Annotated in this window: 13 protein-coding genes and 1 pseudogene; 11 read left to right on the top strand and 3 right to left on the bottom strand. The window is 68.9% G+C overall.

The window, feature by feature from the left end; translation table 11 throughout:
* Window positions 1-263 precede the first annotated feature (263 nt).
* The 4 genes from B0F77_RS05875 to B0F77_RS05860 are packed head-to-tail and all read left to right on the top strand — an operon-like array spanning window position 264 to window position 4514.
* The gene (locus tag B0F77_RS05875) at window positions 264-1175 is read left to right on the top strand and encodes a LytR/AlgR family response regulator transcription factor (RefSeq protein ID WP_086661738.1); all 912 of its coding nucleotides are present in this window, start codon (window positions 264-266) and stop codon (window positions 1173-1175) included.
* A gap of 53 nt (window positions 1176-1228) precedes the next feature.
* Window positions 1229-1576 carry a DUF485 domain-containing protein gene (locus B0F77_RS05870; RefSeq protein ID WP_245847849.1) on the top strand — a complete coding sequence of 116 codons (348 nt, stop codon included), beginning with the start codon at window positions 1229-1231 and terminating at the stop codon, window positions 1574-1576.
* A complete protein-coding gene (locus tag B0F77_RS05865; RefSeq protein WP_086661736.1) occupies window positions 1573-3315 on the top strand; it encodes a sodium/solute symporter in 1743 nt (580 codons plus the stop codon). The genes B0F77_RS05870 and B0F77_RS05865 overlap by 4 nt, the downstream gene beginning before the upstream one ends.
* Window positions 3316-3338: 23 nt before the next feature.
* Entirely contained in the window at window positions 3339-4514 is a 1176-nt protein-coding gene (locus tag B0F77_RS05860; RefSeq protein ID WP_086661735.1) for a sensor histidine kinase, read from the top strand.
* A 75-nt stretch (window positions 4515-4589) separates the two neighbouring features.
* Here the strand turns inward: B0F77_RS05860 and B0F77_RS49645 are convergent.
* Window positions 4590-4997, bottom strand: a pseudogene (locus B0F77_RS49645) (transposase); the annotation flags it as partial.
* 609 nt (window positions 4998-5606) lie between these two features.
* On the opposite strand from B0F77_RS49645, the gene B0F77_RS05850 reads away from it, so the two are divergent.
* From B0F77_RS05850 to B0F77_RS05840, 3 genes are all read left to right on the top strand, one after another.
* A complete protein-coding gene (locus tag B0F77_RS05850) occupies window positions 5607-6425 on the top strand; it encodes a metallophosphoesterase family protein (protein ID WP_086661734.1) in 819 nt (272 codons plus the stop codon).
* A gap of 1 nt (window position 6426) precedes the next feature.
* A complete protein-coding gene (locus tag B0F77_RS05845) occupies window positions 6427-7068 on the top strand; it encodes a 4'-phosphopantetheinyl transferase family protein (protein ID WP_086661733.1) in 642 nt (213 codons plus the stop codon).
* Window positions 7069-7145: 77 nt separating this feature from the next.
* A complete protein-coding gene (locus tag B0F77_RS05840; protein ID WP_086661732.1) occupies window positions 7146-8624 on the top strand; it encodes a glutamate-cysteine ligase family protein in 1479 nt (492 codons plus the stop codon).
* A 52-nt stretch (window positions 8625-8676) separates the two neighbouring features.
* Here the strand turns inward: B0F77_RS05840 and B0F77_RS05835 are convergent, their stop codons facing one another.
* Window positions 8677-10359 carry a cellulase family glycosylhydrolase gene (locus B0F77_RS05835; RefSeq protein ID WP_143466586.1) on the bottom strand — a complete coding sequence of 561 codons (1683 nt, stop codon included), beginning with the start codon at window positions 10357-10359 and terminating at the stop codon, window positions 8677-8679.
* Between the two features lie 156 nt (window positions 10360-10515).
* Between B0F77_RS05835 and B0F77_RS05830 the strand changes: the two genes are divergently transcribed.
* Genes B0F77_RS05830 through B0F77_RS05815 form a run of 4 tightly spaced genes read left to right on the top strand, consistent with a single transcriptional unit; the run spans window position 10516 to window position 14555 of the window.
* Window positions 10516-11577 carry an ATP-binding protein gene (locus B0F77_RS05830; protein WP_169730889.1) on the top strand — a complete coding sequence of 354 codons (1062 nt, stop codon included), beginning with the start codon at window positions 10516-10518 and terminating at the stop codon, window positions 11575-11577.
* Window positions 11574-13187: a vWA domain-containing protein gene (locus tag B0F77_RS05825; RefSeq protein ID WP_086661731.1), complete on the top strand. Its 1614-nt coding sequence runs from the start codon at window positions 11574-11576 to the stop codon at window positions 13185-13187. The genes B0F77_RS05830 and B0F77_RS05825 overlap by 4 nt, the downstream gene beginning before the upstream one ends.
* Window positions 13187-13867, top strand: a complete 681-nt coding sequence (locus tag B0F77_RS05820; RefSeq protein WP_086661730.1) for a DUF3800 domain-containing protein — start codon at window positions 13187-13189, stop codon at window positions 13865-13867. Before B0F77_RS05825 ends, B0F77_RS05820 begins: the two co-directional genes overlap by 1 nt.
* Window positions 13860-14555, top strand: a complete 696-nt coding sequence (locus tag B0F77_RS05815; RefSeq protein ID WP_086661729.1) for a class I SAM-dependent methyltransferase — start codon at window positions 13860-13862, stop codon at window positions 14553-14555. The genes B0F77_RS05820 and B0F77_RS05815 overlap by 8 nt, the downstream gene beginning before the upstream one ends.
* 45 nt (window positions 14556-14600) lie before the next feature.
* Here B0F77_RS05815 and B0F77_RS05810 read toward each other — a convergent pair whose 3' ends face one another.
* Entirely contained in the window at window positions 14601-14939 is a 339-nt protein-coding gene (locus tag B0F77_RS05810; protein ID WP_143466585.1) for a condensation domain-containing protein, read from the bottom strand.
* Between the last annotated feature and the right edge of the window lie 2 nt (window positions 14940-14941).

The raw sequence follows: 14941 nt of genomic DNA, 5'->3' as shown, positions 1-14941 counted from the left end.
CGTCTGCCATCCGAGACACACCCGTTCGGAGGGTTTCCGCACGTCCTCCCCTGACGGATGATGCGCCGATCGGGCTTTCCGGGGTGGGAGGGGGAACCGTCCATGCACACGCTGGGCAACCTGGCCCCCGCGACGGGTCACCCTCCGTGAGGGGGCATGATCGCGTATCCGACGCCCCCGGCTCACCAGGCACGCGCTGACCGAGCGTGGTCTAATCGCGGCCACGTGAGGATCGGCCGTACACAGTTTGGACTCGATCTCGAATGACCTCAGGTCTGCCCTGCCCCATCTGCGAGGGGCCGGATCGACGTGGCAGCCTCGAGCGCTCCCTCCGGGTGCTCGCCGTCGACGACGAGGCGCCCGCGCTGGAAGACCTCGTGTACCTGTTGCGCTGCGATCCGCGCATCGCTCACGTGGAAGCGGTCACCGACGCCACGAAGGCGCTCCGGGTGCTGCACCGCGCGATGGACGCCGGGCAGCCGTTGGACGCGGTGTTCCTCGACATCCGCATGCCTGGGCTCGACGGTCTCGACCTCGCCCGCGTGCTGTCGCGGTTCGCGCAGCCGCCGCCCGTGGTGTTCGTGACGGCGCACCAGCAGCCCGCGGTGGAGGCGTTCGAGCTCAAGGCGGTGGACTACCTGCTCAAGCCGGTGCGCCAGGAACGGCTCGCCGAGTCCGTGCACCGCATCGTGCACGAGGTCTGGGACTCCAAGGCGGGCGGCGAGCCCACGACTCCCACCCCCGCGCAGCTCGCGAACACCACGCCGCCGGAGATGGGTGACGAGGTCATCCCCGTCGAACTCGGTGGCGTCACGCGGTTCATCCGGCTCGCCGACATCCGGTACGTGGAGGCGCACGGCGACTACGCCCGCCTGCACACCGCGACCGGCAGCGGCCTGGTGCGCGCCGCGTTGAACGGTCTCGAAGAACGCTGGCGCAGCGCGGGATTCGTCCGCATCCACCGCAGCCACCTGGTGTCGCTCGGCCACATCGACGAGCTGCGGCTGGAGGACGGGCACCTGAGCGTCACGATCGGCGGCGCGGTGCTGCCGGTCAGCCGCCGGCACGCGAGGCACCTGCGGCAACTGCTGGTGCGACGCGCCCGGCCCACCCCCGTGACCGGTCAGGCCACGCCCGCCGGTGTCGCACAACCGAGGAACGGACTGGGGTCGTGACGACGCCACCACCCCCGAAGGGACCGGCGCCCAAGCCGACCCAGCGTGTGGTGGTGACCAGCCCGCGCACCAGGGCACCCCGTGCGCGCCGTCCGTACCCGGGCACACGCGAGATCAACGAACAGAGCGAGCTCGGCGCCGTGTACATGCGCACGCTGATCCGGGCGCAACGGCGGTTGGGCCTGTCGGTCTGTCTCGTGACGTGCGGTGCTCTCGGTGTGTTGCCGCTGTTGTTCTCGGTCGAGCCGGATCTCGGGAAAATCCGGGTCCTCGGGCTCGGGATGCCGTGGTTCCTGCTGTGCGTGGTGACGTTCCCGATGCTGCTGCTGGCTGGCTGGTTCTACGTGCGGCAGGCCGAGCGCAGTGAACGGGAGTTCGCGGAGCTGGTCGAACGTCCATGACGAGTGGTTACGCCATCGTGGCGGTGCTGGTCGTCGCACTGGGCACAATCCTGATCGGTACCTACGGACTGCGCGTTTCCCGCACCACGTCCGACTTCTACGTCGCCTCGCGCACGGTTTCCCCGTGGTGGAACGCTTCCGCGATCGGCGGCGAGTACCTCTCGGCGGCGTCGTTCGTCGGCATCGCCGGGCTGATCTTCGCCTACGGGCCGGACATGCTGTGGTTCCCGGTCGGGTACACGGCCGGATATCTGGTGCTGCTGACGATGGTCGCGGCGCCGTTGCGGCGGTCGGGCGCCTACACGCTGCCGGACTTCGCCGAGGCCCGCTTCCGTTCCCTCGGCGTGCGCGCGGTCGCGTCGATCCTCGCGCTGGCGATCGGCTGGCTGTACCTGTTGCCACAGCTGGAAGGCGCCGGTCTGACGCTGAACACCGTGACGGGCGCGCCGGACTGGGTGGGCGCGCTGATCGTGACGGTGGTCGTGACCGCGAACGTGATGTCCGGCGGCATGCGGTCGATCACGTTCGTGCAGGCGTTCCAGTACTGGTTCAAGCTGACCGCGATCACCGTGCCGATCGTGTTCCTGATCGCCGTGTGGCAGGCGCACGGCGCGGACTCGCTGACCAAGCCGGAGTATCCGGAGTTCCGGCAGGACACCGAGGTCACGTTCCACCGCGAGACGATGATCCACGCCGAGAAACCGCTGTACATCAAGGGCATCGGCGAAATCGACGGCAAGTACGTCAACACCGTCGGCCACGGCCTGACCGCCGGCTCCCACCGCATCGGGCAGGGCTCGGCGTTCGTCTTCCCCAAGGGCGGTGCCGTTCCCCATGTGTCCACAATGGCGCACAACACCAACGCGTCGTGGGCGCTGCCGGAGTCCGGCGGCCAGGAGTTCCCGTTGTACGGGGTGTACTCGCTGATCATCGCGACGTTCCTGGGCACCATGGGCCTGCCGCACGTGATCGTGCGTTTCTACACCAACCCCAACGGCACCGCCGCGCGCCGCACGACGTTGATCGTGCTCGGCCTGTTGTCGGTCTTCTACTGGATGCCACCGTTGTACGGCGCTCTGGGCCGCCTCTACACGCCCGAGTTGTTGATGACCGGGCAGACGGACGCCGTGGTGCTGGTGTTGCCGACCAGGATGATCGACGGCATCGGCGGCCAGTTGCTCGGCGCTCTGGTGGCGGGTGGCGCCTTCGCGGCGTTCCTTTCGACGTCCTCGGGGCTCGTCGTGTCCCTCGCGGGTGTGCTGTCGCAGGACGTGCTGCGGCTCGGCGGCGTGCGCGGGTTCCGGATCTCCACGGTGCTCGCGGGCATCGTGCCGCTCGCGATGACGTTCGTCTCGACGGGCATGCCGGTCGCGGACATGGTCGGCCTGGCGTTCGCGGTGGCCGCGTCCTCCTTGTGCCCCTTGCTGATGCTCGGCATCTGGTCGGCGCGCATCACGAAGGTCGGCGCCATCGCCGGCATGCTCGCCGGTGGCGTGCCCGCGCTGACCGCCGGTCTCGTCACGATGTTCACCGACACCGGCGACGCCTCGTACGAGGTGCTGCTCTCCCGCCCCGCCGCGTGGACGGTGCCGCTCGGCTTCGGGGTCATGTACGTCGTCTCGCTGCTCACCCAGCGGCACCTGCCCGCGGGAGTGCAGCGAACGATGGTCAGGCTCCACGCGCCCGAGAACCTCGGGCTGGACGGCTCCGGCCCTTCGTCGTCCGACGAGCGAAGCTAGAGAAGCTGGATAGGTGATGTGAGATGCAGGACTTCCTCACCGCCGCCGCGATCCTGATCGTGGGTGGAGCGGCCGTGCTCGTCCTGTGGAGAGGCACGCGCAACAAGCAGTCGCTCTCGACCGAGGCCCAGCGCGTCACCTACGAAACACTGCACACCGCCTGGTCCGCCGCACCGCCGTTGCGCGCCGGCCTGGTCCCGGACGCGGCCAAGAAGTCGGCCCGTCACCTGCGCACGCTGCTCGACACACCCGCCCTCGCCCTGACCGACGAGACGGAAGTCGTGGCGTGGGAAGGGGTTTCCGACCACCACGCGGCCGAGGCGATGACCCAGGCCGAGGACGTGTTCCTCACCGGGCGCACCCAGGCGTTCGACATCGGCTGCACCGAACCGAACTGCCCGATCAACTGCGCCGTGGTCGCGCCCTTGACGGTGGAGGGGCGTGTGGTCGGGACGTTGGCCGCGTACTCGCGTGAGGCGTCGGCCGGGCTCGTGCGCGCGACCAACCAGGTGGCCCGCTGGGCTGCCGGTCAGCTGGAACTGGCCGAGCTGGACCGCTCGCGGACGCGGTTGGTGGAGGCCGAGGTACGTGCGTTGCGTGCGCAGATCTCGCCACACTTCATCTACAACTCGTTGTCCGCCATCGCTTCGTACGTCCGCACGAACCCCGAACGCGCACGGACGTTGCTGCTCGATTTCGCCGACTTCACCCGCTACTCGTTCCGCCGCCACGGCGACTTCACCACGCTGGCCGAGGAACTGCGGTCGATCGACCAGTACCTGGCGCTGGAACGCGCGCGGTTCGGCGAACGGCTCAAGGTGACCCTGCAGGTGGCGCCAGAGGTGCTGCCGGTGACCGTGCCGTTCCTGTGTCTGCAGCCGTTGGTGGAGAACGCGGTGCGGCACGGGATGGAGGGCAAGGTCGAGCCCGGGCACATCCAGATCTACGCCAACGACGGCGGGGCCGAGGCGCACATCACCATCGAGGACGACGGCATCGGGATGGACCCCGAGAAGTTGCGGCGCACGCTGGCCGGGCAGGTCGACGAGTCCGCGGGGATCGGGCTCGGGAACATCGACGAACGGCTGCGGCGGGTCTACGGGGACGAGTACGGGCTCGTCGTGGAGACGGCGTGCGGGCTGGGCACGAAGATCACGGTGCGGGTGCCGAAGTACCAGGCGGGGATCAACGGCATGTGAGCTGCCATGAACGGCGCTTTCGTGGACCCCAGGTCCACGAAAGCGCCGTTCATGGCAGCGATCATGGCGCGATCAGCTGGCGGCTTTCGCCGCCCGGCGGTCGGCTGCGTCGAGCACCGCGCGAATCCAGTCGAGCTCCTCGGTCCCGCAGGCACCCTCGGCTGCCGCACGCCGCAGACGAACCCAAAGTCCCAGGTCAGTCCACTCCTGGAAGCGCCGGTGCACGGTCGGCACGGTCACCCCGAACGACGCCGGCAGGTGCCGCCAAGCGCACCCCGAAGACAGCACGAACACGATCGCCGTGAACACCGCACGGTTGCAGACGCGGCCACGGCCACCGCCCTGACGGCGCACCTTGGCCGGCGGGATGATCGGCTCGACGACGGCCCACAGCTTGGGCGAGACGAGGCGCGACGAGAGCTGCTCGATGACGTCACCGCGACCGGTCTCGCAGCTGTGCTCCGGCCAGGAGGCCGTGCGCATCCAGGAGTCCTGGCGCGGCGCGGCGTCGGCGGGCCGGGTGTCCTGGCGGGCGGACTCGGCGCGCTGACGGGAGCGGAGCAGCGTGGCCAGGGCGGTGTCCTCGGCCGTGGTGCGACGCTGGGGGACGGCGTAGGCGTGCTGCTGCTGGGCGTGCCGGGCGATCTCGGCGCCGACGGTGCGGCGGAACGAGGGGTTGGCCGCGAGGCGCGGGTCCACCGGCTGGCCGTAGCGCACCGGGACCTGGCCCTGCCGTGGGGGGACGGGCCGTTGCGGCACCTGACGGGGCGGGACCTGCCGCGCGAGTCGCGGGTCCGGGGTGCGAGCGAACTGTGAGTCGGTCATGGTGTGGTCCTCCGCCAGGACTTTTCCGTCAGGTGACAGCGCTCACAGTAGGAAGCGGGCCGGAAAACAGGTAAGTAGGTAGGCCATGAAAGGCGATGAGCGGACGTGCAGTGGCGACGCACGGCTTGCCCTGTTGAGACGAGTGGCGCACTGTCTGCGACGAACGGATAACCGGTCGTGGCACTTGTCCCACTACCGGGTGGACCGACCCGCGCACCGCCGGGCGGTACTGATCCGGTCGTTGACGCCTTAAGTAACGTTCGACCTGTGAAGCTCTTGGCCACCAGTGACCTGCACGTCTCCTACCAGGACAACCGTGATGTCGTGGAGGCGATCGCGCCGTCGGACCCGAGCGACTGGCTGATCATCGCCGGGGACATCGGCGAGAAGTTCTCGGCCGTCGAGTGGACGCTCAGGACGCTGCGGCCGAAGTTCGGCAGGCTCATCTGGTCGCCGGGCAACCACGAGCTCTGGACCACCAAGGACGACGAGAACCAGGCGCGCGGCGAGGTGCGCTACAAGCAGCTCGTGGAGCTCTGCCGCAGCCTCGACGTGATCACGCCCGAGGACCCGTACGTCACGTTCCCCGGCCCCAACGGTCCGGTCACTGTCTGTCCACTGTTCCTCGGGTACGACTACTCCTTTCGGCCGCATGGCGCCACGGACGTGAAGTCCGCCCTCGCCATCGCGCACGAGGCGGGCGTGGTGTGCACCGACGAGTACTTCCTGCACCCCGACCCGTACCCGTCCCGCGAGGCCTGGTGCGAGGCGCGGGTACGCGAGACCGAGGAACGGCTCGCCCAGATCGAGGGCCCGACCGTGCTGATCAACCACTACCCGCTCGTGCGCGACCCCACGTTCGTGCTGCGCTACCCGGAGTTCGCGCTCTGGTGCGGCACCACGCTGACCGCGGACTGGCACCGCAGGTTCAACGCGGTCGAGATGGTCTACGGCCACCTGCACATCCCGCGCACGACGCACTACGACGGCGTGCGGTTCGACGAGGTCTCGCTCGGTTACCCGCGCGAGTGGAAGCCACGCGGCACCACCCAGGTGAAGCTGCACGACGTGCTCCGGGAGTCGTGACGTGCTGGAACAGCTTCTTCCTCCCCCCATCGCGGCGGTGGAGCGGTACAACGACGAGCAACCGGTCGAACTCTTCCCCGAGGAGGAGGCGCTGCTCGGCAACGCCGTGCCCAAGCGGCGGTTCGAGTTCGGCACGGCCCGCGCGTGCGCCCGCGAGGCCATGCGGAGCCTCGGCGTGGAGCCGGCGCCGATCCTCCCAGGGCCGAAGCGCGAACCGCTGTGGCCGGAGGGCATCGTCGGCAGCCTGACGCACTGCCTGGGCTACCGGGCCGCGGCGCTCGCCAGCAAGACCGACTTCCGGACCATCGGCATCGACGCCGAGCCGCACGCCGCCGCACCCAAGGGCGTGCTGGAGGCCATCGCGATCCCCGCGGAGATCAGGCGGATGCCGGGCCTGAAGGTGGACGACCCGAAGATCTGCTGGGACCGGCTGCTGTTCAGCGCCAAGGAGTCGACCTACAAGGCCTGGTACCCGATCACCCAGCGGTGGCTGGGCTTCGAGGACGCCGACATCACGCTCAGCGCCGACGGCACGTTCCACTCGCGGATCCTGCTGCCGGACACGCCCGTCGCCGGGTTCCACGGCCGCTGGCTGGTGCAGGGCGACATCCTCGTGACCGCGATCGCCGTGCCCACCGAGTAGGAACAAGACACGGGTGTCGGATTGATCAACCATGATGCACAGTGGTGGGGTTAGCCCTCGACCGCCGGGAGGCCACCATGGGCGAGGACGTCGCGAAGCACGAGTTCACCCGCGAGGACCGCACGCGGTACCGCACGAAGGTGCGGCGGTGTCTCGACGTGTTCGCCCGGATGCTGCGTGAGTCCCGGTTCGACTTCGAGAGGCCGATGACGGGCCTCGAGATCGAGATCAACCTCATCGACGAGAACGCCGACCCGGCGATGAAGAACCACGAGGCGCTCGCGGTCATCGACGACCCGGACTTCGTGACCGAGCTCGGCCAGTGGAACATCGAGATCAACGTGGCCCCGCGCCGGCTCGCGGGCGGCGGCATCACCTCGTTCGAGGAGACCGTCCGGCGCAGCCTCAACTCCGCGGAGGAGAAGGCGCGCGGGATCGGCGCGCACATGGTCATCAACGGCATCCTGCCGACGCTGCGGACCAAGCACGTCACGCCGGACCAGCTGTCCAGCAACCCGCGCTACGCCCTGCTCAACGAACAGGTGCTGGCCGCGCGCGGCGAGGACCTGCAGATCGCCATCGACGGTGTCGAACGCCTGCACCTCACCGCGAGCTCGATCGTCCCCGAGGCGGCCTGCACCAGCACGCAGCTGCACCTGCAGGTGAGCCCCGAGCAGTTCCCCGCCTACTGGAACGCCGCCCAGGCCATCGCGGGCGTGCAGGTCGCGGTGGGCGCGAACTCGCCGTTCTTCCTCGGCAAGGAACTCTGGCGCGAGACCCGCATCGCGTTGTTCCAGCAGGCCACCGACACCCGCGGCGACGAGCTCAAGGCCCAGGGCGTGCGCCCGCGGGTGTGGTTCGGCGAGCGGTGGATCAACTCGATCTTCGACCTGTTCGAGGAGAACGTCCGCTACTTCCCCGCGTTGCTGCCCATCTGCGACGAAGAGGACCCGCTGGCCGTGCTCGATCACGGCGACACGCCCACGCTCAGCGAGCTGAAGCTGCACAACGGCACCATCTACCGCTGGAACCGCCCGGTGTACGACGTGGTGCGCGACCGCCCGCACCTGCGCGTCGAGAACCGCGTGCTGCCGGCCGGTCCGACCATTGTGGACACTCTGGCGAACGCGGCGCTGTACTTCGGTCTGGTGCGGGCCTTGGCGGAGGACGAGCGTCCACTGTGGTCCCAGATGAGCTTCCAGGCGGCGGAGGAGAACTTCAACGCCGCCTCGCGCAACGGCATGGACGCGCAGATGTACTGGCCGGGCGTCGGCACCGTGCCCGTCGTCGAACTGGTGCTGCGCCGGTTGCTGCCGCTCGCGCACGAGGGGCTGATCCGCTGGGGTGTCGACTCCGCCGAACGGGACAAGCTGCTCGGGGTGATCGAGCAGCGCTGCCTCACCGGTGTGAACGGGGCGACCTGGCAGGCGCGCGAGTTCCACCGGCACTACGACCACACGCACATGGACCGGGCTGACGCGCTCCGCACGATGCTGAGGACCTACGTCGACCTGATGCACACCAACGAACCGGTGCACACCTGGCCGCTGACGTGATGAAGGGCACCTTCATCCACCTGAGGTGGATGAAGGTGCCCTTCATCGCACGCTAGCTCGTCGGGAAGTCGTCGGGGGTCCGCATGCGTTCGCGCACCCAGACGCCCGCCGGCTTCAGCACACCGGTGCCGCTGAAGTTGTTGCCGGAACACGTGCCGGTCTTGAACACCGCACCCGACCTGTTGTCGTCGGAGAAGTTCCAGTTGGCCCAGGAGATCTTCTTGCGGGCCATCAGGTCGATGTACTTCTGCGACGTCGTGAAGTCGTTCGCACCGTCACCGGACGCGGTCTGGGTGCCGAACTCCGTCACGAAGACGGGCACCGCGCTCGAGACGCGGTCCAGGACGTTGATGTAGTCCTGCTTGTGCGAGTTCGCGTAGAAGTGGAACGAGTACATGAAGTTGGTCGCGTTGACCTTGTTGTTCAGCACCACCGACGCGTCCTCGCCGTCGGAGTAGCCGAACGTCGACCAGCCGTGCGTGCCCGAGACGATCAGGCTGTCCGGGTCGATGTTGCGGATCACCGGGATCATCTGCTCGGCGTAGGACTTGACCTTCGCCCAGGAGACCTCGTTCGGCTCGTTCGCGATGTCGTAGATGATGTTGGTCTTGTCCTTGTGCCGCTGGGCGATCTCGGTGAAGAACGTCTTGGCGCGCGACAGGTTGTAGTTCGGGTCGCCCGGCGAGAGCTGGTGCCAGTCGATCAGGACGTAGATACCGCGCCGGGTCGCTTCCTCGATGTAGCTGTGCACCAGGTCGGTGAACTTGCGCGGGTTGGTCTCGTACCCGCCTTCCTGGATGTACATCGCGGTGCGGATGAAGTCGCCGCCCCAGTCGTCCACCAGCGCGTCCCACGATGCGGGCTTGATGCACTGGGCGTACCACTGGATGCCGTGCGTGCTCATGCCGCGCAACTGGATGGGCTTGTTGTACTGGTTGCACAGCTGCACACCGCACACGCGCAGCAGACCGTTGATGTCGTGCGGCCTGGTGCCACCGGGGGTGCCCGGCGTGGTCTTCACGGTCACCGAGTTCGACGCGCCGGACAGGTTCCCTGCCGCGTCCCGCGCCTGCACGGTGAAGGTGTACGAGGTGTCCGGCGTCAGCCCGGTCACCGTGTGCGTGGTGCCGGTCGCGGTCTGCCCGTTGGACAGCACGTACCCGGTCACGCCCACGTTGTCCGTGGACGCGTCCCACGCCAGCGAGATCGACGACGCGGTCTGCGCGGTCGAACGAAGGTTGCCCGGCGTCGAGGGGGCGACCGTGTCCGGCGGGCCGGACGGGGGTTCGACGTCGAGCCGGTCGAGGTTCGGGCCGCCGTTGGCGGTGGTCGCGACCGTCTTGATCGTGTTGGTGCCCGCGTTCAGGTTCACCGTGGTGGTGCGGCTGGTCCAGGTGGTCCACGCGCCCGTACCGGGGAACGAGAGCTCGTCCGCCGCCAGCGAGCCGTTCACCGAGACGTCCATCGGGCGGTTGGCCGTGGTGCCGTTGGCGAACCGGAACGTGAGCGTCGCCTGCCCCGCGCTGGGCGAGGTCACGGTGAACTCGACGGAACTGCCGACCTCGTTGTCGTAGTTGACGAAACCGCTGCCGGTGAAGCCGGCGTGGTTCGACTCGACGAGACCGTTCGAGATCGTCGCGCTCTCCGCCTGGTACTGGACCGGGGCGGCGACCGCGACGGCCGGAACGGCGAGCGCCAGCGCTGCCGGAAGGACCAAGAACAGGGATCTGGCCACAGGGTGCCTCCTGTGTAGGGGAACAACAGGGTGCGGCGGCGATTTAGTTAAGAAGGTTTCCTATCCGTTGTGGGTTGCATCACAGCACCAGACCACTGCTCGTGTCAACAAATTCGGGCGACCGGAACAAGTCGGGTGGGGCATCCTGCACGCCTGATGCGATCCACAGTCACCGTGACACCAGCACAGCTTCCGGAGGTGCTGCTGCACGTCGCCGTCGTCCGACCGGTCTTCCTCTGGGGAGCACCGGGTATCGGCAAGTCGTCGCTCGTCCGCAAGTTCGCCGCCGAGCTGGGCCTGGAGTGCGTGACGCTGCTGGGCACGCAGCTCGCTCCGGAGGACCTGATCGGAGTTCCGGAACTGGTCGGTGGCAGGTCCCGGTTCGCCCCACCGGAATCCATCGCCCGCCACGACCCGTACTGCCTGTTCCTCGACGAACTGAACGCGAGCAGCCCGGAGGTGCAGAAGGCGTTCTACTCGCTGATCCTCGACCGGCGCATCGGCTCCTACGAGCTGCCGAAGGGCTCGATCGTGATCGGCGCCGGCAACCGGGCGGTGGACAACGCCCTGGCGCGCCCGATGGCGTCCGCACTCGTGAACCGCATGATCCACGTGCACCTCACGGCGTCGGCCCGCGACTGGCTGGACTGGGCGCGCGAGTCGAACATCCACCCGTGGGTGCTCGACTACCTGACGCAGCGCCCGGACCACCTGTGGAGCGCGGCGCCGAAGGTCGAGGAGACGTTCTCCACGCCGCGCGGCTGGCACATGCTGTCCGACGCGCTGCACTCGTTCGGCGACGACATCTCCGATGACCTGCTCGGGGTGCTGGCGTTCGGCACGGTCACCGCGAACCACGCCTCGATGTTCAGGGCGTACGTGAAGACCGTCCGGCACGCGTACGGGTTGGAGGCCGTGCTGCGCGGTGACGCCCGCTGGCCGTCCGCGCCAGGTGACCGCGACCTGCTGTACTTCCTGGCCGAGGCGTTCCGCGCGCGGCTGGTGAAGGAACTGCCGCACGACAAGGCGCACGCGCCCGCGGCGGGCAAGCAGCTCGCTCACCGCGGCAAGGCGTTGCTGCTGGAACTGGCCGAGTTGTCGCTGGAGATCGCGCAGATGGTGATCGCGGCCGACGACGACGGCAACCCCGTGCTGCCCGCGTGGTTCCTCGTCGAGGTCACCCGCGACCTGCCGCGACTGGTCGCGGCACGGGCATGAGCCGGCGTTCGAAGGCACACGTCGACCCTGCCGCGCTGGCGTTCGCGGCGGCGGACCGGCGGATCAACTCACATCCGCTGTTCGCCGCCCTCAGCACGTTCGTGCGCCGCCAGTCGGAGCATCCGTGGGCGGACATCTCGCTGGACGGCACGCTACTCGCCCACCCGACGAAGAAGGCGAGCGAGGACGAGTGGACGTGGGTCTTCGCGCATTGCCTGCTGCACCTGGGTTTCGGCACTTTCTCCTGTGACGACGTGCAGGACTTCCAGCCCGCGCTGAAGTTCGGCACGCGGCCGTTGTCGTGGGAGTCTGGCCGGTGCGTGCGCGGCGGGGAGTCGAAGGACCCGAAGAAGTGGGCCGACCGGTTCGCCACCGGGTTGTCCAACGCCGCCGTGGCCGCGATCGACGTGGCGGGTGGCGCGCGGTCGTCGTTGAGCGACGCGCGGCCGGTGAAGACCGAGTGGCAGCTCGCGCTGGGCTGGTTCGTGTCGAACTACCCGCTGCTGGGCGCTCTGGCGTCGACGATGACCGTGGTGGCGGACCCCGAACTGGCGCGGGGCTGGAACATCTCGATCGCGGCGGTGTCCACGGCCTCGGCCGAGATCTACGTGAACCCGTTGGCGGGCTTGTCGAAGCCGGAATGGCGGTTCGTGCTCGCGCACGAGATGCTGCACGCCGCGCTGCGCCACTGCGACCGGGTCGGCGGGCGGGACGCGTACCTGTGGAACATCGCCGCCGACTTCGTGGTCAACGGCTGGCTGGTCGAGATGGGCGTGGGCGCGGCTCCGGAAGGTGTGCTGCACGACCCTTCCCTGCGCGGCCTGTCGGTGGAGTCGATCTACGACCGGATCGCAGTGGACCTGCGGCGGTACCGGAAGCTGCTCACGTTGCGGGGCCATCACCAGGGCGACCTGCTCGGTGAGCCGTTGCGCGGACCTTCCGACGTCACCGACCTGGACGAGTTCTACCGACGGGCTTTGCTGACCGGGCTCAGCTATCACACGTCGGCTCGCGGCCTGCTGCCCGCCGGACTGGTCGAGGAGATCCGCGCGCTCGAACACCCACCGCTGTCGTGGGACGCCCAGCTGGCGCGGTGGTTCGAGGAATTCGTTCCCGCCGTGGAGAAGCGGCGGACCTACGCGCGTGCGTCGCGGCGGCAAGCGTCCACTCCGGACATTCCCCGGCCCGGCTGGGTGCGACCCGAGACGCTGGAGTCACGACCGACGTTCGGGGTCGTGCTCGACACGTCCGGTTCGATGGATCCCAAGTTGCTGGGCAAGGCTCTGGGCGCGATCGCTTCCTACGCCGCCGCACGTGACGTGCCTGCCGCACGCGTGGTTTTCTGTGACGCGATGGCATATGACGCCGGATATGTGCCCGTCGAGGACATCGCGGGCCGGGTGACGGTGCGCGGGCGTGGCGGCACGGTGCTGCAGCCCGGCATCGACCTGCTCGAACGCGCCGCGGACTTCCCGTCGGCCGGCCCGATCCTCGTCATCACCGACGGGTGGTGCGACGTGCTGCGGATCCGGCGCGACCACGCGTTCCTGATCCCGGCGGGCGCGCATCTGCCGTTCCGCGCCCGTGGTCCCGTGTTCCGGATGTCCTGATGGAGATCGCCTGCGACGAGTCCGGTTCCGAGGGCGAGAAGCTCGTCGGCGGGGTCACCGCGGTCTTCGCGCACGCCGGCGTCCGGATGTCGCACGACGAGGCTTCGTCGTGTGTCACCCAGCTGCGTTCGATGATCAAGTCGCCCGCGCTGGAGTACAAGGCCAACCATCTGTTGCGCACGAAGAACCGGTGGGTGCTGCTGTGGTTCCTCGGACCTGACGGCCCCTTGATCGGACGCGCCCGCGTGCAGCTCGTGGACAAACGGCGGTATCTCGCCTCGCGGGTGCGCGCGGAGTTCGGCCGCGTCTCCGGACCGCTGGAGCACTACAACGACCTGCTGCGCGCCCGCGGGCCGCGTGGAACGCTGGACCCGTTGTTCCCGGCGATCCTGCGGGCCGTCGCGCAGTGGCAGGTTTCGGGGGGAGGTCCGGTGTCGATCGTGCACGACCAGCAGCTGTCGCTGACCGACGGGCGGATCCGGCAGCTGAAGAAGATCGCGCCACGACTGGAAAGCCTCACGCTGGTCGACTCGCAGTACGACGCTCGCGTGCAGGTGGCGGACTTCCTGGCCGGGATCGCCAGGCGGGTCGCGGAGGAGGAACTGAACGGACGTCCTGACCGAGAGGTGATCGAGTTGCTGATGCCGTTCGTCGTCGGGCCTAGGATGTGGAATGCCTGACGCGATTTTCGCCGATCCACGGCTCGCTCGGATCTACGACCTGTTCGACGAACCACGCAGCGACCTCTCGCTCTACCTGGGGATCGCCGCCGAGGTCGGCGCCCGCTCGGTGCTCGACCTCGGGTGCGGCACCGGGAACCTCGCGACGTTGCTGGCCGGCTCCGGACTCACGGTCTTCGGGGTGGATCCGGCGCTGGCGTCGCTGGAGATCGCACGGGCCAAGGATTCCCGGGTGAGGTGGATCCACGGCGACGCGACGTCGCTGCCTCCCTTGCAGGTCGATCTCGCGACCATGACCGGGAACGTGGCGCAGGTGTTCCTCGGCGACGACTGGGAGGTCGCGCTCCGGTGCGTGCACGACGCGCTGCGCCCCGGCGGGCACCTCGTGTTCGAGACGCGGCGGCCGGAGAGACGAGCCTGGGAGGACTGGTCGCGGGCACAGCCGCGGGTGCGCGGCGGGGTGCGCGAGCAGCTCGAACTGCTCGGCGTGGGCCTGCCGTTCGTGTCGATCCGCCGTACCTACCGGTTCCCGGACGGCTCGGTGCTCTCCTCCGACTCGACGCTGCGGTTCCGCTCCCGGCCCGAAGTCGAGAAGAGCCTGGTGGCGTGCGGCTTCCAGATCGTGGACGTACGTGACGCGCCGGACCGGCCGGGCCGCGAACACGTCTTCCTGGCCCAGCGGCGGTAGCTCCGCCGTGCTCGTGTCCCAGGCGGCTGCCTGGGACACGAGGCCCTAACCGACGAACGCGGGCTGCCGCCAGGCCTGCACCAGCCACGGCAGGATCCGCGGCATCAGGTCGGCGACGACGTCGTGCAGCACCAGCACCATCCGGCCGGATCGATCGGGGCCGGCGTCGAGCCACACGGCCTGCATCAGGAGCCCGGCCAGCGGGTCGAGCCCCGCCTCCGCCTCGGCCAGTGCGGCGTCGGTGGCGGCGGCGGGGTCCACGACCTCACGGTGTGCGAAGCCGGAACGACACAGTTCGGGATGCAGTTCCACCAGGGAATCCACCGCGGCGGCCAGGCGTCCCACGCCCAGCCCGGCCCGAACCTGCACCGTAATCGCTCTCACGT

It is taken from the genome of Lentzea kentuckyensis (assembly GCF_002150765.1).
Classification (GTDB): Bacteria; Actinomycetota; Actinomycetes; order Mycobacteriales; family Pseudonocardiaceae; genus Lentzea; species Lentzea kentuckyensis.
Note: the sequence above shows the minus strand (reverse complement) of the source record. Positions and strands in the feature narration are given on the sequence as shown.

Bases quoted from the DNA above. Each gene is read 5' to 3' on its own strand.
- B0F77_RS05875 (WP_086661738.1), top strand. From the start codon at position 264: ATGACCTCAGGTCTGCCCTGCCCCATCTGCGAGGGGCCGGATCGACGT.
- B0F77_RS05865 (WP_086661736.1), top strand. From the start codon at position 1,573: ATGACGAGTGGTTACGCCATCGTGGCGGTGCTGGTCGTCGCACTGGGC.
- B0F77_RS05860 (WP_086661735.1), top strand. From the start codon at position 3,339: ATGCAGGACTTCCTCACCGCCGCCGCGATCCTGATCGTGGGTGGAGCG.
- B0F77_RS05840 (WP_086661732.1), top strand. From the start codon at position 7,146: ATGGGCGAGGACGTCGCGAAGCACGAGTTCACCCGCGAGGACCGCACG.
- B0F77_RS05830 (WP_169730889.1), top strand. From the start codon at position 10,516: ATGCGATCCACAGTCACCGTGACACCAGCACAGCTTCCGGAGGTGCTG.
- B0F77_RS05825 (WP_086661731.1), top strand. From the start codon at position 11,574: ATGAGCCGGCGTTCGAAGGCACACGTCGACCCTGCCGCGCTGGCGTTC.
- B0F77_RS05820 (WP_086661730.1), top strand. From the start codon at position 13,187: ATGGAGATCGCCTGCGACGAGTCCGGTTCCGAGGGCGAGAAGCTCGTC.
- B0F77_RS05815 (WP_086661729.1), top strand. From the start codon at position 13,860: ATGCCTGACGCGATTTTCGCCGATCCACGGCTCGCTCGGATCTACGAC.